Origin of the sequence: Tenacibaculum pacificus, assembly GCF_027941775.1 — a bacterium.
GTDB lineage: Bacteria > Bacteroidota > Bacteroidia > Flavobacteriales > Flavobacteriaceae > Polaribacter > Polaribacter pacificus_A.
Genome location: NZ_CP115917.1, coordinates 1,286,066 through 1,310,000, shown reverse-complemented (window position 1 = coordinate 1,310,000; position 23,935 = coordinate 1,286,066). Strand labels below are relative to the sequence as shown.

19 protein-coding genes and 1 pseudogene (1 of these 20 only partly in view) are annotated in these 23,935 nt (G+C 28.5%); 9 read left to right on the top strand and 11 right to left on the bottom strand.

Translation table 11 applies throughout. From position 1 onward, the window contains the following. From PG913_RS05960 to dnaX, 3 genes are all read right to left on the bottom strand, one after another. Nucleotides 1-1,931: the 5' portion of a SulP family inorganic anion transporter gene (locus PG913_RS05960; protein WP_271232053.1), read on the bottom strand. Its footprint begins 262 nt before the window's first position; only the first 1,931 of its 2,193 coding nucleotides appear in the window; its start codon is at nucleotides 1,929-1,931; the stop codon falls past the left edge of the window. After that, entirely contained in the window at nucleotides 1,932-2,759 is an 828-nt protein-coding gene (locus PG913_RS05955) for a universal stress protein (protein ID WP_271232052.1), read from the bottom strand. A 139-nt stretch (nucleotides 2,760-2,898) separates the two neighbouring features. Then, complete coding sequence (dnaX, locus tag PG913_RS05950) at nucleotides 2,899-4,608, bottom strand: DNA polymerase III subunit gamma/tau (protein WP_271232051.1); 1,710 nt, start codon at nucleotides 4,606-4,608, stop codon at nucleotides 2,899-2,901. A gap of 139 nt (nucleotides 4,609-4,747) precedes the next feature. Here dnaX and msrA point away from each other — a divergent pair, with 139 nt between their 5' ends. Next, nucleotides 4,748-5,395: a peptide-methionine (S)-S-oxide reductase MsrA gene (gene msrA, locus PG913_RS05945; protein WP_271232050.1), complete on the top strand. Its 648-nt coding sequence runs from the start codon at nucleotides 4,748-4,750 to the stop codon at nucleotides 5,393-5,395. A gap of 75 nt (nucleotides 5,396-5,470) precedes the next feature. Here msrA and PG913_RS05940 read toward each other — a convergent pair whose 3' ends face one another. The 6 genes from PG913_RS05940 to purB form a co-directional block, all read right to left on the bottom strand. Continuing rightward, nucleotides 5,471-5,962, bottom strand: a complete 492-nt coding sequence (locus PG913_RS05940; protein ID WP_333780806.1) for a type 1 periplasmic binding fold superfamily protein — start codon at nucleotides 5,960-5,962, stop codon at nucleotides 5,471-5,473. Then, a complete protein-coding gene (locus PG913_RS12930; RefSeq protein WP_333780805.1) occupies nucleotides 5,934-6,074 on the bottom strand; it encodes a hypothetical protein in 141 nt (46 codons plus the stop codon). Before PG913_RS12930 ends, PG913_RS05940 begins: the two co-directional genes overlap by 29 nt. A 10-nt stretch (nucleotides 6,075-6,084) precedes the next feature. Continuing rightward, complete coding sequence (locus PG913_RS05935) at nucleotides 6,085-8,493, bottom strand: TonB-dependent receptor (RefSeq protein WP_271232049.1); 2,409 nt, start codon at nucleotides 8,491-8,493, stop codon at nucleotides 6,085-6,087. Between the two features lie 46 nt (nucleotides 8,494-8,539). Beyond that, on the bottom strand, nucleotides 8,540-8,737 hold the full coding sequence (locus tag PG913_RS05930; protein ID WP_271232048.1) for a hypothetical protein: 198 nt from the start codon (nucleotides 8,735-8,737) through the stop codon (nucleotides 8,540-8,542). 191 nt (nucleotides 8,738-8,928) lie between these two features. After that, the gene (locus tag PG913_RS05925; RefSeq protein WP_271232047.1) at nucleotides 8,929-9,366 is read right to left on the bottom strand and encodes a hypothetical protein; all 438 of its coding nucleotides are present in this window, start codon (nucleotides 9,364-9,366) and stop codon (nucleotides 8,929-8,931) included. Further along, nucleotides 9,366-10,709 carry an adenylosuccinate lyase gene (gene purB, locus PG913_RS05920; protein ID WP_271232046.1) on the bottom strand — a complete coding sequence of 448 codons (1,344 nt, stop codon included), beginning with the start codon at nucleotides 10,707-10,709 and terminating at the stop codon, nucleotides 9,366-9,368. Before purB ends, PG913_RS05925 begins: the two co-directional genes overlap by 1 nt. A gap of 211 nt (nucleotides 10,710-10,920) precedes the next feature. Here purB and PG913_RS05915 point away from each other — a divergent pair, with 211 nt between their 5' ends. The 8 genes and pseudogenes from PG913_RS05915 (at nucleotide 10,921) to PG913_RS05880 (ending at nucleotide 21,087) form a co-directional block, all read left to right on the top strand. Beyond that, nucleotides 10,921-11,328 (top strand): group III truncated hemoglobin, encoded by a 408-nt coding sequence (locus tag PG913_RS05915; protein WP_271232045.1) that lies wholly within the window; start codon nucleotides 10,921-10,923, stop codon nucleotides 11,326-11,328. Between the two features lie 64 nt (nucleotides 11,329-11,392). After that, nucleotides 11,393-13,417 carry a VWA domain-containing protein gene (locus PG913_RS05910; protein WP_271232044.1) on the top strand — a complete coding sequence of 675 codons (2,025 nt, stop codon included), beginning with the start codon at nucleotides 11,393-11,395 and terminating at the stop codon, nucleotides 13,415-13,417. A gap of 65 nt (nucleotides 13,418-13,482) precedes the next feature. Next, a complete protein-coding gene (locus PG913_RS05905) occupies nucleotides 13,483-13,872 on the top strand; it encodes an acyl-CoA thioesterase (protein ID WP_271232043.1) in 390 nt (129 codons plus the stop codon). 97 nt (nucleotides 13,873-13,969) lie between these two features. Further along, nucleotides 13,970-14,266, top strand: a complete 297-nt coding sequence (locus PG913_RS05900) for a hypothetical protein (protein ID WP_271232042.1) — start codon at nucleotides 13,970-13,972, stop codon at nucleotides 14,264-14,266. A gap of 272 nt (nucleotides 14,267-14,538) precedes the next feature. Further along, nucleotides 14,539-17,646, top strand: a pseudogene (locus tag PG913_RS05895) (efflux RND transporter permease subunit); the annotation flags it as partial. Nucleotides 17,647-18,031: 385 nt separating this feature from the next. After that, entirely contained in the window at nucleotides 18,032-18,913 is an 882-nt protein-coding gene (locus PG913_RS12925) for a TolC family protein (protein ID WP_333780816.1), read from the top strand. 61 nt (nucleotides 18,914-18,974) lie between these two features. Then, nucleotides 18,975-20,171: an efflux RND transporter periplasmic adaptor subunit gene (locus tag PG913_RS05885; protein ID WP_271232040.1), complete on the top strand. Its 1,197-nt coding sequence runs from the start codon at nucleotides 18,975-18,977 to the stop codon at nucleotides 20,169-20,171. Between the two features lie 79 nt (nucleotides 20,172-20,250). Continuing rightward, the gene (locus tag PG913_RS05880) at nucleotides 20,251-21,087 is read left to right on the top strand and encodes a prohibitin family protein (RefSeq protein ID WP_271232039.1); all 837 of its coding nucleotides are present in this window, start codon (nucleotides 20,251-20,253) and stop codon (nucleotides 21,085-21,087) included. A gap of 63 nt (nucleotides 21,088-21,150) precedes the next feature. On the opposite strand, the gene PG913_RS05875 is transcribed toward PG913_RS05880, so the two are convergent. Beyond that, nucleotides 21,151-21,804 carry a hypothetical protein gene (locus tag PG913_RS05875; RefSeq protein WP_271232038.1) on the bottom strand — a complete coding sequence of 218 codons (654 nt, stop codon included), beginning with the start codon at nucleotides 21,802-21,804 and terminating at the stop codon, nucleotides 21,151-21,153. A gap of 183 nt (nucleotides 21,805-21,987) precedes the next feature. Further along, nucleotides 21,988-23,829: a DEAD/DEAH box helicase gene (locus PG913_RS05870; protein ID WP_271232037.1), complete on the bottom strand. Its 1,842-nt coding sequence runs from the start codon at nucleotides 23,827-23,829 to the stop codon at nucleotides 21,988-21,990. Nucleotides 23,830-23,935 lie beyond the last annotated feature (106 nt).

Here is a 23,935-nt window from a genome sequence, read left to right as displayed (position 1 = left end):
TGATAAATGTATTCAAATATACCTTCTTTATCTAACGTAAATTCAGGAGTATATTTTTCAATATCAATATACATCATTGTACCTTTAATTATTTGTTTAGCAATTAATTCACCTTCAGAAAATTCAACATCAAATAAACTACAGTTTTCATTTGATAAAATATTTGAAACTTTATTAATTTTACGTGTTTTAAAATAACCAAAATGTGGAATTTCAGTAAGAGGTTTTTTAGGTAAAGCATTATAAGTCCATTTTAAATCATTACAAATATTTTGCAATGATTTCTGTCTCTTTGTTAAATTATTATTTTCATCACCTTCTATAGGTATATTTTTTCTTAAAGCAAAAGGATGTTTACTTTCTGTTTTATATCCATCTAAACCAATAACCTCAAAATAACCACCTTTACGTTTAAAAGTTTCTGCATAATTATTCAGATTTTCCATTACAGAGTGATCTATAAAATCGCATAAGGAAAAATCAATAATAGCTTCTTCAGTTTCAGGTATTTGATCTAATTTTGATTTTAATTTTGTGAAATTTAAAAAACTAGAGAAGTTTTTAACAGAAACATAATACTTATCATCTTCCTTAAACATTAAAACATTTGGTTTTAATAAATTTGTAATGAAAAACATAAAATTTCTATTAATAAAAACATGAATAATAAAAGTAATACATATCCCTGCTAAAATACCTGTTATTAAATTAGTTGCAATAGTAGTTAATAAAGTAACTAAAAATATAATTAATTGTTCTTTTCCTATTTTAAATACTTTGACAATATTTTCTGGAGAAGCTAATTTATAACCTGTATATACTAAAATTGCAGCTAAAGCAGGTAAAGGTATTTTACGTAATTCTGTAGCAAAAAGTAAAATAAAAGCAACTAAAAATAATGCATGAAAAAAATTTGCAGAACGATTACTTCCTTTATTATTTACATTTACAGAACTACGAGCAATTACAGTAACAACATTTAAACCTCCTAAAAAACCACTAATTACAGTAGCTAATCCTAAAGCTCTAATATCTTTATTTACGTTAGAACGTCGTTTTAATGTATCTAATTTATCAACAGCTTTAATACTTAATAAACTTTCAATACTAGCAATTAAAGTAATCGCAATTACTGCATTAATAAATTCAAATTGATAAATTTTACTAAAATCAGGAAATGCAAAATTAGATAATACATCATTAGGTAATTCTATTAATAAACTTTTATGAATAGGATATATCGCTGGTGAAAATAAATCATAATAATAATACATACCAATACTTAAAACGACAATCCACATAGGAGCAGGGATTAATTGAAAATATTTATTACGTATTTTACTATAAAAAATCATAATTAATAAACTGATAATACCAACTAAACCAGCATAAAAAATACTTACGTTATCTGTTTTTATAAAATCAATAATTCCACTTGGCATTTGTAAAAGCAAATCAATAATACTTCCTTTTGCATTTAAATTACCAAGCATTACATGTATTTGTTTAGCAAAAATACCAATACCGATAGCTGCTAACATTCCTTGAATAGCTGAAGAAGGAAAATAATCTCCTAGAGCACCCATCCGAAGAAAACTAAGAATAACCATTATTATACCAGAAATAACAACTGCTGCAAGTGTATACAAATATCCTTGATGCATATCACCACCACCTAATGTAGTTATTGCAGCAAGTACAACAACAACCAATCCATTACCAGGACCAGTAATTGTAACATTAGATCCTCCTAAAACAGCTACAACTGTACCACCTACAATTGCTGCAATAACTCCTGAAATTGGTGGTGCACCTGAAGCTAAAGCTAAACCAAATCCTAATGGAAGAGCTATTAACGATACGACAAAACCAGCAAAAATATTTTGCGGTATTTCACTTAAAAATGTTTTAAAACGTTTTCCTTTTCCCATCTACTTTACAATTAAAACATCGGTTGGTAATTCTGATAAAATATACTCTAAATCATGAGGAAATATTCGATCTAAAATCCCCGTTTTTTTAGGAGCACTTATCACTAATAAATCTGCTCTTTTTACTTTTGCATAATGACCGATAGAATATCCTCTACGACCAAAAATACTTTGTGTTTTTATAATAATATCACTTGTATCAATGTTTTCTAACATTTTGTTTACACGTGCATCTTCACGTTTTTGCATTCGTTCTTTAGTTAATGTTGCTTTACGTAAAGATATATCATCGCTAACATTTACATTTAATTCTGCAGCACCAATTTCTTCTACTATTGTTACTCTTTTACAATCTAAAAATTTAGAAAAATAAAAACCAGATTTTATAGTTTCTTCAGTTTTTTCATCTTGTAAACCACTAATTACAATATGTTTACAGCTAAGTCTTTCAATAGATGGTTTTATCAATAATAATACGGAACAAGGAGCTTTTCTTGTCAGTTTTCTTGCTATAGAACCTACATAATAAGTATATATTTTCTCTTTTTGTAAAGCACCAAGTATTAATAAATCAACTTTTTGATCTACTGTTGTTTTTAAAATTACGTCAACAGGTTTTCCTTCTTGCCAAATCACTTTTAAAGGTAATTTTAACTTAGGAGCTTCACTTAATAACTGTTGTAGTTGTTTCTCTTTTTCGTTGGATTTATAACCAACATGAACTCCAATTAACTGAGCATTAAACATATTCGATAACCTAATGGTTTCAAATAAGTTTGCTTTTAAATTAGGAGAAAAAGCAATACCAATAAGAATGTTTTTTATCAAAATATAAAATTTAAAGAATCGAAGATATAATATTCTTATTGTTAAAAAAAATTAGAAGATTTAATTAATTGTATCTTTTTTCATTTTAGTAAAAAAGATATATTATGATAGAAGTAAAGTAGTATTATCTTTTTTTTAATTAAAGATCTAAACCAAAAATGAATTTTAACTTTTCTATTAGTGGGTTTTTTTCTTTTAATTTTGCATATTTTTCTTGAGGAGTATATGCGAATTTTTTTTCTTCAACTTCATTTACAATAATAGTAATCTGAATTCCGTAATTTTTTAGATTTTCACGTAAAAAACGCGTAAGTTTTGCTTTAATACGTTCTAATTGTATTTGCATTAAATCATTTGGAATTGAAAATAGAATAGTATTTTGTTTTCCCAATAATGGTTCACTAGAATCTAAAACAGCAGCAATACTACGTTCACCAAGTTCTTGTGTTTTTAAAGAATATTGCTTCCAAACCTGTTGAAGTTCTTGCTGTGTAAAAGGTGTTCTTGGATGATTATCAAAATTTTCATCCTCATCTGAAGAGCTTTTAACTACTGCTTTCTGATGAATACTTTTTAAAGATAAAGCAGAAGCTCTACGTTTTATATTTTTTAATAATGTTTTTTTTACTACTGTATTAGCAGTAGTAAAATTATTTTCTGTATTTTTTACTTCTGATTTTTCAGTAACTATTTTTACAATTGGTTGTACTACTTTTTTATTTTCTGGTGATAAAGAAGTGAAAAAAGTAGCAGGAATTATGTAGTTGCTAGATTTTTTTTTTGCTCCATCAAAATTGATAGAGGCTATTTGCATTAAGGTTAATTCGACCAGTAATCGTTGATTTTTACTTCCTCGATATTTTAAATCACAATCATTTGCTTTATCAATACCTGGAAGAAGAAATTGCATATTTGCCTTTTTTGATTGCTCAAAATATTTTTTCTTAGTACTATCACCAACTTCTAATAAAGATATTGTAGCAGCATCTTTAGCAACTAATAAATCTCTAAAATGAGAAGCTAGTCCATTAATAAAATGATGACCTTCAAAACCTTTGCTTAAAACATCATTAAAAGCTATTAAAACTTGTGGAATTTTATGTTCAATTAACAAATCAGTAATGTTGAAATATACATCGTAATCTAAAACATTTAAATTCTGAGTAACTGCTTGTCGAGTTAAATTTTTCCCTGAAAAACTAACAACTCTATCAAAAATAGATAAAGCATCACGCATAGCACCATCTGCTTTTTGAGCGATAATATGCAATGCATCATCATCCGCAGTAATATTTTCTTTGATACAAATAGTTTTTAAATACTCTTTTGCATCTAAAACACTGATTCGTTTAAAATCAAATATTTGACAACGAGATAAAATAGTTGGTATAATTTTATGTTTCTCAGTAGTTGCTAAAATAAAAATAGCATGGGCAGGTGGTTCTTCTAATGTTTTTAAAAATGCATTAAAAGCTGCTTGAGAAAGCATATGAACTTCATCAATAATATAAACTTTATATTTTCCTGTTTGTGGCGGAATACGAACTTGATCCGTTAAACTACGAATATCATCTACCGAATTATTTGAAGCTGCATCTAATTCAAAAATATTAAACGCAAAATCTTCGTCAGCGTTAGCAGTCGTATTATCTTCTTGATTTATTCTTTTTGCTAATATACGAGCACAAGAAGTTTTACCAACACCTCTAGGACCTGTAAATAATAATGCTTGTGCTAAATGGTCATTTTTTATAGCATTTTCAAGCGTGTTTGTAATTGCTTGTTGCCCAACTACATCTTCAAAAATTTGAGGACGATATTTACGTGCTGATACTATAAAATGCTCCATTAATTGATAATATTTATATCAACAAAAATAGAAAACCTACTTGCAACTCACAACTAATTATATAATGAAAATCTAAAGTTGTGAACAATTGTAAATAGTTGTTTTTTTATACGACTAAGCAATTATCAAATTAAATATTATGAAGTTTATAAAATCAATAATAGTAGTTGTTTTACTATTATCATTCAGTGTTTTTTCTAATACTAACAAAGATATTAGGGATAATAAATTACCTCTTAATCATTTAAAAGAAATGAAAGTCGCTTATTTTGCAAGCGGATGTTTTTGGTGTGTAGAAGCTATTTTTGAAAGTGTAATAGGAGTAGAGGAAGCTGTTTCTGGATATGCTGGTGGTCATACTAAAAACCCTACTTATCAGAAAATAGGAACAGGGCGCACAGGTCATTCTGAAACGGTAGCCGTATATTACAATCCTAAAAAAATAAGTTTTAAAACATTAGTTGATGTGTTTTATGGATCTCATAATCCTACCACAAAAAATGGACAGCATCCTGATTATGGTTCACAATATCGATCAATAGCTTTTTATAATACTTCGGAAGAAAAAAAAGTGATAGAAAATACCATCAGAAAATTAAATAAAGTTTATAATCGTAAAATAGTAACCGAAGTTATCAAAATAAAGAAGTTTTATCCTGCAGAAGAATATCATCAAAATTACGAACGTTTACATCCTGAAAATAGATATATCCAAAATATTTCTATTCCAAGATTAAATAATTTTAAGCGAAGATTTCCTGAATTACTAAAAAAATATAAACATTAATTTCTCAAAAAAAAACATAAAAAAAACTCCTCAATATTTTATTGAGGAGTTTTTAGTTTTAAATTTAAATATTTTCTAAATTTCTTTAATAACTTGAAGTGCTTGAGCTTCAATTACAATAGGGAAAGTAGCTTCAAAATCCGTAGAACCTCCAGCGTTTTTAATCTTACCTTCTTTAACACCATCAACTGATTTACTTGGCTCATGTATTAATGTAATTACATAAGATCCTTCTCCAGTACCACCTGTTTTAACGGTAAATTTAATTCCTACTGGATTTCCATTTGAATCATTATCTCCTGCATAAGTAAAATCACCAGAGAAATCATTAGAAATAGCTGTTGCGCTATAAAAAAATTGGTGTTCATCAGCTTCTTCAGCAACTTCTAAAGTAATATTATCAGCAGGAGTTTCTGTTTCATTTAATAATGTTATAACACCACTATAAGTAGTATTAGCTTTTAAAGTTCCACCAGTTATTACAGGTTTATTAGGTCCATCACCATCTATATCTTTACTTTCTAAAGTAATAGTGTTTTTATTTGAATCTGTTAAAACAACTTTCATTGTTGTTATTATCTCTTCTCCATTGAACTGGAATTGGATCATCATTATCAGAACAAGAAGTAAAGATTAATGAAAAAATTGTAAGAATTGAAAATAATTTGATAAATTTCATAGTGTTTGTTTTAATAATTAATTTTTATTTGAATGTTAAAGTTTCTGCCTAAATCATCAGTGAAATAGCGCTGTTTGTTTAAATAATTTCTATAAGAGGTATTTAGCATATTATCTACCGAAAATGTTAATCCTATATTGGTTTCAGATAGATTAAACTTTACACCCGATGAAAAATTTAATAAGTGGTAAGCATTAGGCGGTGTGCTAATATCAACAAGTTCATGAGTGTTTGTTTGAGGAATAAAAACCTCAAAATTATTGTTTGGAAAATTGTTTTGTTTAGCATTGTATTCACTTTCAACTGAAGCATGGAAATTAAGCCATGACATTTTGTTAAAAGTAAATTGTGTTACCGTTTTAAAAGGTGGAATATCTACAAGATTACGTTTGCTACTTGTGTCTTTCCCTTTGATAAACGAAGATTTATTACTGATACCTATGTTTTCGTTTAATTGGTAATTTATGTTTGTATCAACACCAAATAAAACGGCATTAATTTGCTTATAATCCCAAATAACAAAAGTACCACGCTGTGTTAATTCCGTTCCAGAAGGTTCAATATAAATAAAATTGTCTATAAGGTTGTAAAATCCTTCTGTAGAAAAATTAAGTTTTTTGTGATTAAACTTATAGGTAGCAGAAAATCTGCTCGATGTTTCTGTTTGTAAACGTAAATCTCCTAATTCAATTCTAGAAGCCGAATGATGTAAACCATCACTAAATAACTCAGAAGCGTTTGGTGCTCTATTAGCCAGACCATAATTAGCTAATAAAGAACTTTTTTCATTAATGTTGTAAGATACACCTAATGATGTTGAAATATTGTGGTACGTAAAAACAGGATTAACCAATAATTGAGAACCTTGTAAGTCTTTTTCAATTATAAAATGACTAAAACTATTTTGATACCCTAAACTTTCCCATCTAGAATTTTGGTAATATTTTTTAGCATTAATACGCTCAAAATCATATCTAACTCCAGCAGATAACAAGATGTTTTCAAGTTTAAAATCACCAATACCGTACGAACTAAAAGTATATTTATTGTAATCAGGAATTATCCTTTTTACTTTAGTTGCTGGATCAGGAAAATTATTCTGAGAACTACCAGCAATACCAAATTTATAGGAGCTAAAAGACTTTGAATCTATATTTAAATTAGCCTTAAAAGCGTGAGTTTTTAATAATAAATCGGTGGCTGCTAAATTTTTATTATCACCTCTTCTTATATCAAATTCTAACCTATTGTTTCTTTGGAAATCATATTGTAAAGATAATTTACCCAAACCTTTAAATCGTTTGTAAAAACTAGCCTTAAATAGTTGATGGGTAACTTGTTGTTTTGGATTGTTAATTGTGTAACTAAAATCACTTATTTTTAAAGGGGTATCGCTATTTATAGCATCTTTTAAATCGGAAGCACTACCCACATGAGAGGCACTTAAAATTCCTATTTTATTTATTAAATGACTGTAAAAAAGTTCAAAACCTTTATCAAAATTTTTATAACCAGTACCAATAGTAAATGCTTTAGCAGCAATTCCTGTATTAGTTAAATAATAATCAGGAGCTTTAAAGTCGCCAGACCTTTTGTAAGAAGCTTGTCCGTTAATATACAAACCTTTTGCAAAGTTTTTTTGCAAACGAGTCGTAAAATTTAAAAGTCGTCCATTTGATTGCTGAGAAAGAATTGTTTTACCATATAAAGTATCTTTATTAATGATAACTTTTGAAGGATTAACAATAACAACTCCTCCTATAGCATCTCCACCATATTCTAATGCATTTGCGCCTTTTATTACTGAAACAGTTTCGGCTGCATTCACATCGATATTAGGAGCATGTTCTATTCCCCATTCTTGATCTTGTAAACGTACATTATTAAAAGAAATAAGTACTCTACTACTGTGTAAACCATTAATAACTGGTTTTATAATTGTACTTCCTGTGTTAATAGAAGATACACCTGCTATATTTTTTATAGCATCACCTAGACTTTTACTACTAAATTTTTCTAAAGTATTAGCGTTAATTAAAGTTTCTTGTGCGATTTTTGTTTTTAAACCTGTTTTAGCTTTTAAATTTACTTCGTTTAACTCTTCTATATGATGTTCTAAATCAATGATTTTGTAAATATTTTCATTGATATTTAAAGTTAAAGTTTTCGAATCACAAGCTAAGTGAGAAATTTCAATAGTAATAACACCTTTACATAGATTATTAATAGTAAATTTTCCATTAACATCTGTAGTTGTATATTTATTTTGATTTTTAACAAAAACAGTTGCACCAACTATTGGTGATTTGTCATGAAAATCATCTACTAATCCAGATAAAGTATACGCACAGTTTTGTGCTATTGTTATAGAGCAATAACTCCATAACAAAAACATTAGAACAATAGATTTAAAGTTCATTTTAATTTTAGTTATAATAATTGAATAAAAAGATTTACGTAATTTATTATAAACTAGGTGGTCCTCGGGTTCGTTTTTTAGCCGTATAAACAACCGAAATTACCTGTGGTTGCTCATTATATTGCTTTTTGTAGAAATGTGTTGGAATTACAGCATAATTTGAAGTTGCTGTATATGAAAAAGCTTGAAAATGATAATCGAGTAAAGAACAATCTGTTTCTTGTTCAGTGAAAATGATGCTCATCTACAGAAGTACAAACAGTATGTTCGTGGTTTTCAAAAGTATGCGCCAGCTGTATTACTGAAGGAAGTAGCAACAGTAATATACTAAAAAAGGCGATATGTTTTTTGAAATTATACATTTAATTCGCTAATATATCAAAAAAAAAGACCTGACCGTTATTTAGCGGTCAGGTCTTTTAATTATTTTTTTTACTAAAAATTGCTAGTATTTAATTTATATACAGTTCCGTTTTGTTTAAAATTTGAATACCCAATTTTTGCTGTAAAACTATAAGAGCTATCAGTTACTTTGGTTATTTGTACAAATATCGGATCTTTATCTAAATCATTTTTTGGATTTTTCATTCGTAATGAATAAGCAAAACTATTTTTCCATTTGATAAAGAGCGTATCAATATGTTTTTCTTCTTTTTCAGTAATTACATTATCAGAAGAAGAAACACTTATTTTTTTAGTATATTCTTCAATTTGTAAACTATCGGTTCTTACAATAGTTGTTTTTCCGTAATTATCGCTACCTGGTATCTCAAAAGTTCCATATTTAAAACGTGTAGGATCTCCTTTTTTATCCGTAGAAGAATTACAAGAAATAATTAAAAAACTTACTGAAAAAATAAATAAATATCTCATTAAATTCCTGTATAGTTAGCTGGTGTAATTGCTTTTAATTCATCTTTAATTTCAGAAGAAACCTCTAAAGTATCGATAAAATTAGCAATTGATTTTTGATTGATTTTTTCATTAGTACGTGTCAATCCTTTTAAAGCTTCATAAGGATTAGGATACGCTTCACGACGTAATATTGTTTGAATAGCTTCTGCTACAACTGCCCAGTTATTTTCTAAATCTTCAGCAAATTTAGCTTCGTTTAATAATAACTTATTCAATCCTTTTAAAGTAGATGAAAAAGCAATTAAAGTATGACCAAAAGGAACTCCTACATTACGTAAAACAGTACTATCAGTTAAATCACGTTGTAATCTTGAAACTGGTAATTTTGCTGATAAATGCTCAAAAATAGCGTTTGCTAAACCTAAGTTTCCTTCAGAGTTTTCAAAATCAATAGGATTAACTTTATGTGGCATTGCTGATGAACCAACTTCACCTGCTTTAATTTTTTGTTTAAAATAGTCGTTTGAAACGTATGTCCAAACATCTCTATCTAAATCAATTAAAATATTATTGATACGCTTTAAACCGTCATATAAAGCCGCCATGTGGTCGTAATGCTCTATTTGAGTTGTTGGGAAAGAGTGGTGTAAACCTAAAACATCTTCAACGAAATGAGTTCCGAAGTTTTTCCAGTCGATATCTTTATACGCTACTTTATGTGCGTTAAAGTTACCTGTTGCTCCACCAAATTTAGCAGCGTGAGGCGTGTGTTGAATATGTATCGCCTGATTATTAATACGCTCTACAAAAACAAAAAATTCTTTTCCTAAACGAGTAGGAGAAGCTGGCTGTCCGTGCGTACGTGCTAACATTGGAATGTGATCCCATTCTTCTGATAAATCAGCTAATTTAGATACTAATTCATCTAAAGCAGGATAATAAACTTCATCCATAGCATCTTTAATAGATAATGGAATTGCTGTGTTATTAATATCCTGAGAAGTTAATCCGAAGTGAATAAACTCTTTATATTTTTGTAATTCTAATTTGTCAAATTCTTCTTTGATAAAATATTCAACAGCTTTTACATCATGATTTGTAATCGCTTCAATATCTTTAATTTTCTGAGCATTTTCAGTAGAAAAATCCTCATAAATTTTACGTAAATTAGGATATAATTCTTTATTGAAATCAGCTAATTGAGGTAAAGGAATTTCACATAAAGCAATAAAATACTCTATTTCAACTTTTACTCTGTATTTAATTAAAGCTTCTTCAGAAAAATAGTTTGCTAAATTGGCTATTTTATTACGGTATCTTCCATCAATAGGAGAGATTGCGTTCAATTGTGTTAAGTTCATCTTTTGTAGTTGTGTTGTACCCCGCAAAAATAGAAAATCCTATTCTTTTATGACTGATTAATACTAGGAAATTTAAAGGAAACCTTTACGTTTTATCAAATTTAACGAATTTAAACATTCCTTTTTTATCAGTATTTACTATAATTTATGATTTTAGTCATAATTTACTAACTCATAAAAAGATACTTTTGTATCTTATTAGATAAATAAAATGGATAAGAAAGAAATTGAAAATAGAGAAGATGTTTATTTATTAGTAGCAACTTTTTATGATAAAATTAAAGAAGATGATTTTATAGGTCCTATTTTTTTAAAAAGAATTCCTGCGGATGCTTGGGAAAGTCATTTGCAAAAATTAACCGATTTTTGGGAATCAAATCTTTTTTTCGTTCGAAAATTTAAAGGAAATCCGATGAAAGCTCATAAAGATGTCGATAAAGATTTTGATTACAGTATTTATCAAGAACATTTTGGAAGGTGGTTGCAATTATGGTTTGAAACATTAGACGAAAATTTTTACGGAGCAAAAGCAAATGATGCTAAAGAAAGAGCTAGAAATATAGCTTCTACGTTGTTTTTTAGAATGTTTGACGCAAAACCTAAAGAAACCAATTCATAATTAAATAGGTGAATCTATTTTTATTTGATAGCTTTTTTTATCTTCACAAATTAAAATATTTTTAGTGGAAAAAATAACTATCATTTATATTGTTTTGGCTGTTTTATTGAGTGTAGCAATCGCTTTTTTTCAATATTTCTATAAAACAACACGGAAATCTAAAAGAAATAATTTGCTTTTTGTTTTAAAAACATTGAGCTTATTTTTATTGTTCTTACTTTTTATCAATCCTCAAATAAATACACTTGAAACAAAAAATAGTAAACCTATTTTAACTGTTTTGGTTGATAATTCAAGCTCTATAAAATATTTTAAGGCAGAGGAAAAGGTTGCATCAGTTTTAAAAACTCTGAAAAAATCAGATAAAATTCAAGATAAATTTGAAGTACAGCTTTTATCTTTTGATAAAAAAACAGCTATTTTAAATTCTGATAGCTTGAATTTTTCAGGAACTCAAACAGATATTTATCAAGCAATAAATTCGGTAAATGAGTTGCAAAAAGAACGTTTAAATGCAACTATTTTAATTAGTGATGGAAATCAAACAACAGGAAATGATTATGAATATATAAGTTCTAAAAACAAAGTTTTCCCTGTTGTTGTAGGCGACACAATGTTGTATAAAGATTTACAAATATCGCAAGTAAACGTTAATAAATACAATTACATAAAAAATAAATTCCCTGTTGAAACATTACTTTATTACGAAGGAAAAGAAACTGTAAAGGCAACTTTTTCGATACAACATAACGGAAAAAAAGTATTTTCTAAAAAGCTTGAATTTTCGCCTTTACAACCTACGCAAACGGTTAGCACAAATTTAACTTCGGATAAAAAAGGAATTCAATATTATAAAACTTCGATTAGTAAAATTGAAAACGAAAAAAATACGAAGAATAATTACAAAAATTTTTCAGTAGAAGTAATTGACGAGCAAACAAAAGTATTAATTTTAAGTTCTTTTTTACATCCTGATTTAGGAGCGATTAAAAAATCGATAGAAAGTAATAAACAACGAAAAGTTGATATCGCTTTTATAAATGATAAAAATATTAAATATCAAGATTATCAGTTTTTTGTTTTTTATCAACCAAATAATTATTTTAAGAAAGCTTTTGAAAAAGTAACATCGAATTATTTAATCGTTTCAGGGACAAAAACTAATTGGAACTTTTTAAATACGCAGAATTTAGGTGTTAAAAAAGAAGCAATAAATCAAAAAGAAGCTTACACAGCCGTTTATAATACGAGTTTTTTGCCTTTTTTACAGGAAAATATCAATTTTGATGAATTCCCACCTTTAAATGATGTTTTTGGAAATCTACAATTAACAAGTGATGCGCAAACGTTATTATATCAAAAATACGCAGGCATTGAAACTACGCAACCTTTATTAACTACCATCGAAAAAAATAATAAAAAACACGCTGTTTTATTTGGTGAAGGAATCTGGAAATGGCGAGCAAATAGTTTTATCAAAGAACAATCTTTTGAAGTTTTTGATGCCTTTTTAGGGAATTTAGTCCAATATTTAGCATCGAATAAAAAAAGAAAAAGATTAGACGTAAAAAATAAACACACATATTTAGCAAATGCTCCTATAACTATTTCGGCATTTTATGTCGATAAAAATTATTTATTCGATGCTAGAGCTTCGTTAGAATTAACCTTAACAAATAATAATTCAAAAGAGAAAAAAATACTGCCGTTTTCGTTAGTAAATAATTCTTATCAAGTTTCAATTTCTGATCTTTCTTCTGGCGATTATTCGTATGAAGTTACTGTGGCAAATCAGAAAATAAAAAGCTACGGAAAATTTAAAATTACCGATTTTAAAATAGAAGAACAATTTACGAATGCGAATCATAAAAAATTAAATTCGTTGGCGTTAAAAACAAAAGGAAATTTATTTTATGCCGATAAAATAGACAATTTATTAACTCAATTATCTGAAGATACTTCATATTATACGGTTCAGAAATCAATCACAAAAAAACAACATCTAATTGATTGGAAATTGCTATTATTTTTAATTGTTATTTTGCTTTCAATAGAATGGTTTATCAGAAAATTTGATGGTAAAATATAGAAAACGAATCGCTTTTAATTGTTTAAAGTAATATTGTTTCGGTAATTTGTATAAAACAAAACATTATGAAATTTAACACTAGAAAATGGATTAAACCAGAAGATTTAAACCCAAACGGAACTTTATTTGGAGGTCGTTTATTACAATGGATTGATGAAGAATTAGGTATTTATGCAATTATTCAATTAGAAATCCCTCGAACGGTTACTAAATTTATGTCTGAAATAGATTTTGTTAGTTCGGCTAAACAAGGCGATATTATTGAAATTGGTATCGAAGTTGTAAAATTTGGAAACACCTCAATTACCTTAAATTGTCAAGTAAGAAATAAACTTACACACAAAACAATTATAGAAATAGACAAAATTATAATGGTTAGTTTAGGTGAAGACGGAAACCCAATGAGCCACGGAAAAACAAAAGTTGAATACGTTAAAGACAGGTTAAAAAAATAATTCGGGTTATTTTTTTTATATCTTTGTTAAAATTACATCCAATTAAATCAATAATTTGAAAATTATTAGTATCCTCATATTAACTTTATTGTTGTTTGTGCCTCCCGTTCAGGCGCATTCGGATGCTATTATTTTTAACGATGGAGAAGTTTTTCATATTGATTCAATGGACGATGCACATTCTGAAACGCATCATAAAAACGATACCGAAGAAGAAAAAAACACAGAACATCATCATCATTGTATTTTTTTAGGTATTTCAAGTGCTATTATTACGGCAGAATTTCAATTTCAGTTTGTTCAGATATTTCAAACAAACAAGAAAACTCATTTTCATAAAGTACTAAATACGGCTAGTTTTTTAGACCAACTTTTCCAACCTCCAATAGTTTAATTCTTTTTTTTATTTTGTAATAATATGTTTTCGTTGTTTTTAACATCAGAAAATCATATTGTTATTTCGTATAATTTTTAACGATTTTTATTTGTAGCAATTTCCCGCTTTCCGCACTCGCTTTTTTTATTTTTCAAAAGAAAAAAATAAAAAAGAGCTCAAACAATTGCTTCAATCGGGGCTAGGCTTTTTCTAAATTAGAGAAAAATACTACTCGTTTTAAAAATTATATTGATAAAATTCATATTAAAACAGCATTAAACACATAAAAGATGTTAGATAACATTATAAAATTTTCAATTAAAAATAAATTGATTATTGGTGCTTTTGTATTGATGTTAATTGGTTGGGGAATTTATTCTTTAAAACAATTACCTATCGATGCAGTGCCAGATATTACCAATAATCAGGTGCAAATTATTACTTCAGCACCATCACAATCGGCACAAGATATAGAACGATTAGTAACATTTCCAATAGAAATGACGATGTCTAGTATTCCTAAAATTGAAGAAGTTCGTTCTTTTTCTCGTTTCGGATTAAGCGTTGTTACTATTGTTTTTAAAGATGATGTCGATATTTATTGGGCACGTCAACAAATTAGCGAACGCTTAAATGAAGCAAAAAATAATATTCCAGACGGAGTTGGTTCACCCGAAATGGCGCCTGTAACTACTGGTTTAGGAGAAATTTATCAATATACATTATTTGCCGAAGAAGGTTTTAAAGAAAAGTTTCCTATTATGGAATTGCGTTCTCTTCAAGATTGGATTGTTCGTCGTCAATTATTAGGAATCGAAGGAATTGCAGACGTTAGTAGTTTTGGTGGTTTTTTAAAACAATACGAAGTTGCTTTACAACCAGAAAGATTGCAAACACTAGGCGTAAGTATCAACGAAGTTTTAGAGGCTTTATCTAAAAATAATCAAAATACAGGAGGTGCTTATATCGATAAAAATCCGAAAGCATATTTTATCCGAAGTCAAGGATTAATACAAACACCTGAAGATATTCAGAATATTGTTATTAAAAACACTCAAAATGGCACGCCTGTTTTAATTAAAGACATCGGAAAAGTACAATTAGGAAGTGCTATCAGATACGGAGCAATGACCAGAAACGGAGAAGGAGAAGTTGTTGGTGGAATTGTAATGATGCTAAAAGGAGCAAACTCATCAAAAGTAATAAAACGTGTTAAAGATAGAATTGCTCAAATTCAAAAAAGTTTACCCGAAGGTGTTGTTATTCAACCTTTTTTAGACAGAACAAAACTTGTCGATAAAGCAATTAGCACGGTAGCTACCAATTTAATTGAAGGTGCTTTAATTGTGATTCTTATTTTAGTGTTATTATTAGGGAACTTACGAGCAGGTTTAATTGTTGCGTCGGTAATTCCGTTGGCAATGTTATTTGCTATTATATTGATGAATCTTTTTGGAGTTTCAGGAAATTTAATGAGTTTAGGAGCAATTGATTTTGGAATTATAGTGGATGGTTCGGTGATTATTGTGGAAGCAACATTACATTATTTAGTAATGAAAAAATCAGGAAAAAAATTAACTCAATCTGAAATGGATGAAGAAGTATATCAATCAGCTTCAAAAATTAGAACAAGTGCCGCTTTTGGAGAAATTATTATTTTAATTGTATATCTTCCTATTTTAGCTTTAGTCGGTATTGAAGGGAAAATGTTTAAACCGATGGCAGTAACCGTAAGTTTTGCCATTTTAGGAGCATTTATTTTATCATTAACATACGTTCCAATGATAAGTGCTTTATTTTTAAAGAAAACAATTTCTAATAAAAAGAATATTTCTGATAAAATAATAGAAGCATTACAAAATATTTATTCGCCTATTTTAGAGTTTGTTTTAAGTTATAAAAAATCGGTGCTTATTGGTGCTGTACTTATTTTTTTATTAAGTCTTTTTACATTTAAAAATATGGGTTCAGAATTTATTCCATCTTTAGATGAAGGAGATTTAGCAGTTCAAGCAACGGTTTCTACAGGAAGTTCATTATCATATACGATTGATGTAACTAATAAATCTTCAAAATTATTATTAGCAGAATTTCCAGATGAAATTGAACAAATTGTAAGTAGAATTGGCTCATCAGAAATACCTACCGACCCAATGCCTGTTGAAGTTGCTGATATAATTATCATCTTAAAAGATAAAAATGATTGGACAAAAGCACGTACTAAAAACGAGTTGACCCAAAAAATGAATCATTTATTAGATGAAAATATGTTAGGTGTTAATTACGGATTTCAACAACCGATACAAATGCGTTTTAATGAATTGATGACAGGAGCAAGGCAAGATGTTGTATTAAAAATTTACGGAGAAGATTTAGATAAATTAGTAAAATACGGAAATGAATTAGGTAAAATTATTCCTGAAGTAGCTGGTGCTAAAGATTTGTATATCGAAAAAATGACAGGTTTAAAACAAATTGTTATTGATTATAAACGAAATCAATTAGCATTATACGGTTTAAATATTTCTGATGTAAATACGGCTGTAAATACGGCTTTTGCTGGTCTAAGCGCAGGTTCTGTATATGAAGGCGAACAACGTTATGACTTGGTTGTTAGAATGAATAAAGAAAATAGAGCAAGTATTGAAGATATTCGTAAACTATATGTAACCACATCAAATGGATCACAAATTCCGTTAGAAAATGTTGCAGATGTAAGCTTTAAAACAGGACCAAATCAAATACAAAGAGATGATGCAAAACGAAAAATAACAGTAGGTTTTAATGTTCGAGGGCGTGATGTAGCAAGTATTGTTGCTGAATTACAAGCTAAAGTTAGCGAAAAAATACCATTCGATACAGGATATTATATCACCTACGGTGGAACTTTTAAAAATTTAGAAGAAGCACGTGCAAGATTAGGAATTGCAGTTCCTGTTGCATTGTTGTTGATTTTTTTATTATTGTATTTTACTTTTAAATCGATTAAACAAAGTTTTTTAATTTATACAGCAATTCCAATGTCTGCTATTGGTGGAATTTTCGCTTTATGGTTTAGAGATATGCCTTTTTCAATATCCGCAGGAATAGGATTTATAGCCTTATTTGGTGTCGCTGTTTTAAACGGAATTGTATTAATTGCAGAATTTAATCGTTTGAAAAAAAGTGGAATGACCGATATAAAAGCGATTATAAAAAAAGGAACTTCTGTTCGATTACGTCCTGTAATTATGACTGCGGCAGTAGCTTCATTAGGTTTTTTACCGATGGCAATTTCAGCATCAGCAGGAGCAGAGGTTCAAAAACCATTGGCAACCGTGGTGATTGGTGGTTTAATATCGGCAACCTTATTAACTTTATTAATTTTACCAGTTTTATATCTGTTTTCTGAAAGTAAATCAGGAAATAAAACAGCTAAATCAATGAAAATAAACTCAAAAATACTCAGCTTATTATTTATAGTGACGGGAATTTTATGTGTTCAGGCACAGGAAAATACACAAGAAATAACACAAATAAATATTCATAAAAATCCTCAGAAATTAAGCGAGCAAGACGCAATTAATATCGCTTTAAAAAAATCAGTAGCTCGTTATAAATCTGATTTAAATATCGCTAAAAACAAAGCAGGTATTGCAAGTGCAATTACTTTAGAACCTATTTCTTTAAAATATCAAGATGTTGGAATTAGTGCTGGTTTATCGGAAAAAGAATGGTCTGCAAATCAAAATTTTGGCGCTGTTTTAACACATCTTCAAAAAAGAAAATTAGCGATTTCAAAACATTGAATTAGCAATTTTAGAAAATGATATTTCGATAAAAGAAACGATTAGAACTGCTAGAAGTTTATACCAGCAATGGCATTATTTATATGGAGTTATTTCATTACTTGAAGAACAAACTAAAAATAGTAATCTGATAAAAAGTATTTCTAATAAATTATACGATGCAGGCGAAATAGGAGGTTTAGAAAATGATTTAACAGTCTTACAATCTTTAGGAACTCAATCTAAAAAAAGTACTATTTATAAGAATTTTACACAGATAGAAAATAAACTGAAAGAATTATTACAGATTAAAACAGCCATAGTTCCTGAAACAAAATTTCTTATAAAAAAGATCGTTTCACTTCAAGATAATCAAAAAGATAGTCTTTCAGTAGCCTTTTTAACAACGTTAGCAAAACGAAAAAAAGTAGCTGAAAAGAATATTTTAGTTGCAAAATCATCTTATTTCCCTGAAATAACAGCTGGAATTATCAATAGAAAAACAGGAAATTCAACGGATTATACAGGTTTTAATATCGGATTAAATATTCCGTTATCATTTTGGTCTAACAATGCTAAAATTAAACAGCAAAAAATAATATCCGAAGAAATAGCATTTGAAAATGAAGCTAATAAAGTAGCTATTCAGAATAATTTTAAAAGTTTACAAGAACAAATAAAATATTTAAAAACTGAATTAGTTCCTATTGATAGAATGAAAATAAAGGCTAAGAAATTTATTAAAAAACTAAAATTAGCATATACGGCTGGCGAAATAGATGCGTATCAATATAATCAAAGTTTTAATATTTATTTTCAGGTGATGCAAAATTATCTGTTATTGATTAATAATTATAATCAAACAGTAATTAGCTACGAATTTTATACACAAAAATAACAAAAATTAAAAAAGGCTCGACTTTTATTTAGTCGATTTAGTCAGACAAAAATATAAAAAGATGAAAAAACTTATCACAATACTAGTTTTAATAATATTGATTATCAGTTGTAAATCAAAAAAAGAAGACCATACAGGACACTATCATACATCCGAAGAAAAAATTGTGGTATCTGTAAAAGAAAATGAAGAAGAACACGCAGAAAATGAATTGCATTTAACAACCGCACAAGTAGCATTTGCAAATATAAAAGTAGCCAAAATTTCGCAACGAAAAATACGAAATAGAATTTCTGTAACAGGTACAATAGAAGTTCCTCCGCAAAGTAAAGCAACTATTTACGCTCCTTTAGAATCGTTTGTATATAGAACCGATTTATTACCTGGGGATAAAGTGCGAAAAGGGCAAACCGTTGCAGTTTTACAACATCCTAATTTTATAAAATTGCAATATTCGTATTTAGAAGCAATTAATAATTACAATGTTACAAAGGCCGATTATGAGCGTAAAAAAATGTTATTAGAAAATGAAATTACTTCAAAAAAATCGTTTCAAATATCAGAAGGAATATGTAATTCGGCAAAAAGTTTAGTAGATAGTTATGCTTCACAATTAAAGATGGCAAATTTATCGCCAAGTAGTATTTCAAAAAATGGGATTCAACAATATGTTTACATAAAATCACCGATTTCTGGTTATGTTGTAGAAAATAATTTAAATAAAGGAATGTTTTTATCAGCAAATTCGGAAATGATGGAAATTATTGATACCGACCATATGCATGCCGAATTAAATGTTTTTGGAACAGATATTACCAAAATTAAAAAAGGCGATGAGTTTATTTTTAAACCTTCAGGAATTGACACAGCATATAAAGGTTATATTAAATTAATTAGTCAAAAAGTAAATGATAAAACTAAAACAGTAAATGTTCATGGGCATTTTGAAGATGAACAAAATATTTTAAAATCGGGAATGTTTATTAATGCCGATGTGTTATTAGGTGGTGAAAAAAAATTTACTGTTCCTGAAGCCGCAATTATAGAAAAAGATGGAGAAAGCTTTATTTTTATGGCAGAAAGTGCTGTTGAATTTACTCATTTAAAAGTTACCTTAGGTAATAATGATAATGGTTTTGTAGCTATAAAAACCATTCAAGGAAATAATTTTGATATTAAAATAGTTACCGAAGGAGCACATATTTTAAAAGGAAAATTATTGCAACAAGCAGGAGCTGTAGGAGGTCATGTACATTAATTATTTTAATGCTTTAGGTTTACACAAATTTAAAAAAGATTAATTGTACATTTGAGTTTAAATAAATTAAACTATAAAAATGAATAATAATAGACAATTAGATTTTCAATTACCAAAAGGAGGTCTTCTTTTAGGAATAATCGCTGTAATCGCAATTATAGGTTTTAATAAATCAACTGTAACTATTAAATCAGGACAAGCAGGTGTTTTATATAAAACATTTGGCGGTGGTGTCGTAACCGATGAACCTGCAATGGGTGAGGGATTTCAAATTGTAGCACCTTGGAATAAAGTTTTTATTTACGAAGTACGTCAGCAAGAGATTTTTGAAAAAATGCAAGTTTTATCATCAAATGGATTAGAAATTAGATTAGAAGCTTCTGCTTGGTTTCAACCTCAATCTGATAAAATAGGTTCTTTACATCAGGAAAAAGGAGAGAATTATATTTCAAGAGTTATTCAACCAGCTATTCGTTCAGCAGCTCGTAGTGTTGTAGGACGTTATACTCCTGAACAATTATATTCTAGTAAAAGAGATGTAATTCAAACAGAAATTTTTGTAGAAACCAAAAAGATTTTAGACAAACAGTTTATTCAATTAAATGAAGTTTTAGTTAGAGATGTTACTTTACCTACCACAATTAAAACAGCAATTGAACGTAAATTAAAACAAGAGCAAGAATCTTTAGAATATGAGTTTAGATTAGTTACCGCTCAAAAAGAAGCTGAAAAACAAATTATTGAAGCAAAAGGTAAAGCTGATGCAAACAAAATTTTAAGTGCTTCTTTAACTGATAAGATTTTACAAGATAAAGGTATTGAAGCTACTTTAAAATTAGCAGAATCACCAAATAGTAAAGTTGTATTAATTGGTGCAGGTAAAAGTGGAATGCCTATTATTTTAGGAAATCAATAAAAATATTACAAACAGCATAAAAAAAACCTGAACAATTATTTGTTCAGGTTTTTTTATTTTAGATTAAGAAGAAAACTCTTCATATAATTTTTCCATTTCTGATGATGCGTCATTGTCATATATTATATGTGCTAACATTCGAAGAATAAATCCACCATAATTATATGACTCTTTAGCGTCAGCATCTTGTCCTTCGTATGGATCAAGATCATTTAAATCATCACCATGACTAAAAAAACAAAGTTTTGGTTCATTAAATGAATTTAAATTCTCCGTATCAGCAACTACACAATCTTGTGCTAAATCACAAAACTCTATATAACGATCTATATCTTCTTCTTCTTGATCTTCAATAAAATGTTCGTACATAAAAGACGGAAAATTCAATCTTTTATAGTCTGATTCAGGTTTAAAAAGTAATATATCTTTATGTAAATTGGTTATAGAATCTTTAGTCTCTGTATAATTTTTATCAGTAGGGGAAAAGATAGCCCATACAGGTTCTGGTTCATCACTCCAATTTGTGCCTTGAAATTCAATAAATAAAGAACCTTTTTCCCATTCTAAAGATATTTTTTCGTCTTCTTCTAAAACTCTAAAATTTTGAATTCTTTTTAAAATATGTTCAAATGTTTCTTGACACTTATCAGTAACAATCCATGTTTTAAAATGATTTTTTAAAAAGTCTATTTTTTTTGTAGTTAATTTAGATATCATTAATTTTAGTTATAAGTTTTCACATCTAAAGTACTTTTTTTTAATAGATAAAAGGTATTATATTTTCAAGTAAAAAGTATAAAAATAGGAGCGGGGTTTTATTGTTATTTTGATAAAAAATCAAACAAAAAAAGACAGCTCAATTGAGCTGTCTTTTTTATTATATGATGTAAGAAACTATAATTAATCTCTACTACGTCTTCTTCCAAAACCTGAAGATGCACCGTCACCATTACTTCTTCTTGGTGAAGAACCTGTATCGCTACGTCTTCTTGAATCACCACCACTTCTACTAGATGAAGATGAGTCTCTATCTCTAGGTGCTCTTCCTCTAGGTGCTCTATCACTTCCACCACTACGAGGTTTTCTTCCACCGAATCCACCACCACGAGGTTTTCTTCCGCCACCGCCACCGCGATTAGATTTGGTAATTTCAATGTTTACAGATCTTCCGTTAAAATCAGCACCATTAGCGCTAAAAGCTTCTAGAGTTTCTTTTTCAAAGTTTTTATCTATTTCAAAGAAAGAGAAAGTATCTAAAATATCAATCGCTCCGATTTCTATTTTATCAGCAATTTTCTGATCGTTAATTAATCCAATTAATGTAGCTGGATTTAATTTATCTTTTCTACCTAAGTTGATAAAGAAACGAGTCATGTTTTCATCTGTTGCTCTAGCTCTTGAACTATCTTTATTAGATATATCGTTTAAGTCATCAGATTTATTATAATAAGTTAAGAACTTATTAAATTCTAATGAAACGAATTTTTGAATTAATTCTTCTCTAGTTAAATCCTCTAATTTTTCATAGATACTAGGTAAAAACTCTTCAATTTGTTCATTGTTAACCTCTGTAGCTTTTACCTTTTCAATTAAATGCATTAATTGATTTTGGCAAATTTCTTTACCAGTAGGTACTTTTTTAGCTTCAAATTTCTTTTTGATAATACGCTCAATAGAACGTAATCTACCTTTTTCTTTATTGTTAACTAAAACAGCAGAAATACCTTTGTTACCTGCTCTACCAGTTCTTCCACTACGGTGATTGTAGTTTTCAATTTGGTCTGGTAATTTATGGTTAATAACGTGTGTTAATTCAGTAACATCTAATCCACGAGCAGCAACATCAGTTGCAACTAAAATTTGAATTGTTTTCTTACGGAATTTCCCCATAACACTATCTCTTTGTTGTTGAGATAAGTCTCCATGTAACGCATCAGCACTATAACCATCTTTAATAAGATTATTAGCTACTTCTTGAGTTTCACGTCTTGTTCTACAGAAAATAATTGCGTAAATATCAGTATTTACATCTGCAATTCTTTTTAATGCTTGGTAACGAGTTCTTTCGTTTACTACATAATACTCGTGAGTAACATTATCAGAACCTTGGTTTTTTTCTCCTGATGTTATTTCAACAGGGTTATCCATGTAGTTTCTAGCAATTGCTTCTACTTCTCTTGGGAAAGTTGCTGAAAACAATAAAGTTTGTTTTGTTTCAGGAGTAGCGTCTAATACTTTATCAAGTTCATCTTTGAACCCCATGTTAAGCATTTCATCAGCTTCATCTAAAACTAACCATTTTACGTTTCCTAATCTTAAAGCTCTACGATTTATTAAATCGACAGTTCTTCCAGGAGTTCCTACAACAATTTGAGCGCCTCTTTTTAAGCCTCTTATTTGTTCTTCAATATTAGAACCACCATATACCGTTACCACTTTTAAATCTGGTATGTATTTAGCGAAATCTTTAATGTTATTTCCTATTTGAACAGCAAGTTCACGAGTAGGAGATAAGATAATAGCTTGTGTATTTTTATCTAAAGCATCTATTTGCTCTATAATAGGTAAACTAAATGCGGCTGTTTTACCTGTTCCTGTTTGAGCAAATGCCTTTAAGTCAGCCGTAGATGAAATAATTTGAGGAATTGCTTTTTCTTGAATTACAGTTGGTTTTTCGTAACCTAAATCTGTTAATGCTTTGTTGATAGGCTCTTTTAAGCCTAAATCTAAAAATGTTGACATATATACGTCTGTGTTCTTTTAGATTCGCAGATGCCAGTATCTGTAAATCTGATTTTTAATTTGGACAATAGATTATATGGCTAATAATCTGGTAGTTAATAATCTA

Bases quoted from the DNA above. Each gene is read 5' to 3' on its own strand.
- dnaX (WP_271232051.1), bottom strand. From the start codon at position 4,608: ATGGAGCATTTTATAGTATCAGCACGTAAATATCGTCCTCAAATTTTT.
- msrA (WP_271232050.1), top strand. From the start codon at position 4,748: ATGAAGTTTATAAAATCAATAATAGTAGTTGTTTTACTATTATCATTC.
- PG913_RS05940 (WP_333780806.1), bottom strand. From the start codon at position 5,962: ATGAAAGTTGTTTTAACAGATTCAAATAAAAACACTATTACTTTAGAA.
- PG913_RS12930 (WP_333780805.1), bottom strand. From the start codon at position 6,074: ATGAAATTTATCAAATTATTTTCAATTCTTACAATTTTTTCATTAATC.
- PG913_RS05935 (WP_271232049.1), bottom strand. From the start codon at position 8,493: ATGAACTTTAAATCTATTGTTCTAATGTTTTTGTTATGGAGTTATTGC.
- PG913_RS05930 (WP_271232048.1), bottom strand. From the start codon at position 8,737: ATGAGCATCATTTTCACTGAACAAGAAACAGATTGTTCTTTACTCGAT.
- PG913_RS05925 (WP_271232047.1), bottom strand. From the start codon at position 9,366: ATGAGATATTTATTTATTTTTTCAGTAAGTTTTTTAATTATTTCTTGT.
- purB (WP_271232046.1), bottom strand. From the start codon at position 10,709: ATGAACTTAACACAATTGAACGCAATCTCTCCTATTGATGGAAGATAC.
- PG913_RS05915 (WP_271232045.1), top strand. From the start codon at position 10,921: ATGGATAAGAAAGAAATTGAAAATAGAGAAGATGTTTATTTATTAGTA.
- PG913_RS05905 (WP_271232043.1), top strand. From the start codon at position 13,483: ATGAAATTTAACACTAGAAAATGGATTAAACCAGAAGATTTAAACCCA.
- PG913_RS05885 (WP_271232040.1), top strand. From the start codon at position 18,975: ATGAAAAAACTTATCACAATACTAGTTTTAATAATATTGATTATCAGT.
- PG913_RS05880 (WP_271232039.1), top strand. From the start codon at position 20,251: ATGAATAATAATAGACAATTAGATTTTCAATTACCAAAAGGAGGTCTT.
- PG913_RS05875 (WP_271232038.1), bottom strand. From the start codon at position 21,804: ATGATATCTAAATTAACTACAAAAAAAATAGACTTTTTAAAAAATCAT.
- PG913_RS05870 (WP_271232037.1), bottom strand. From the start codon at position 23,829: ATGTCAACATTTTTAGATTTAGGCTTAAAAGAGCCTATCAACAAAGCA.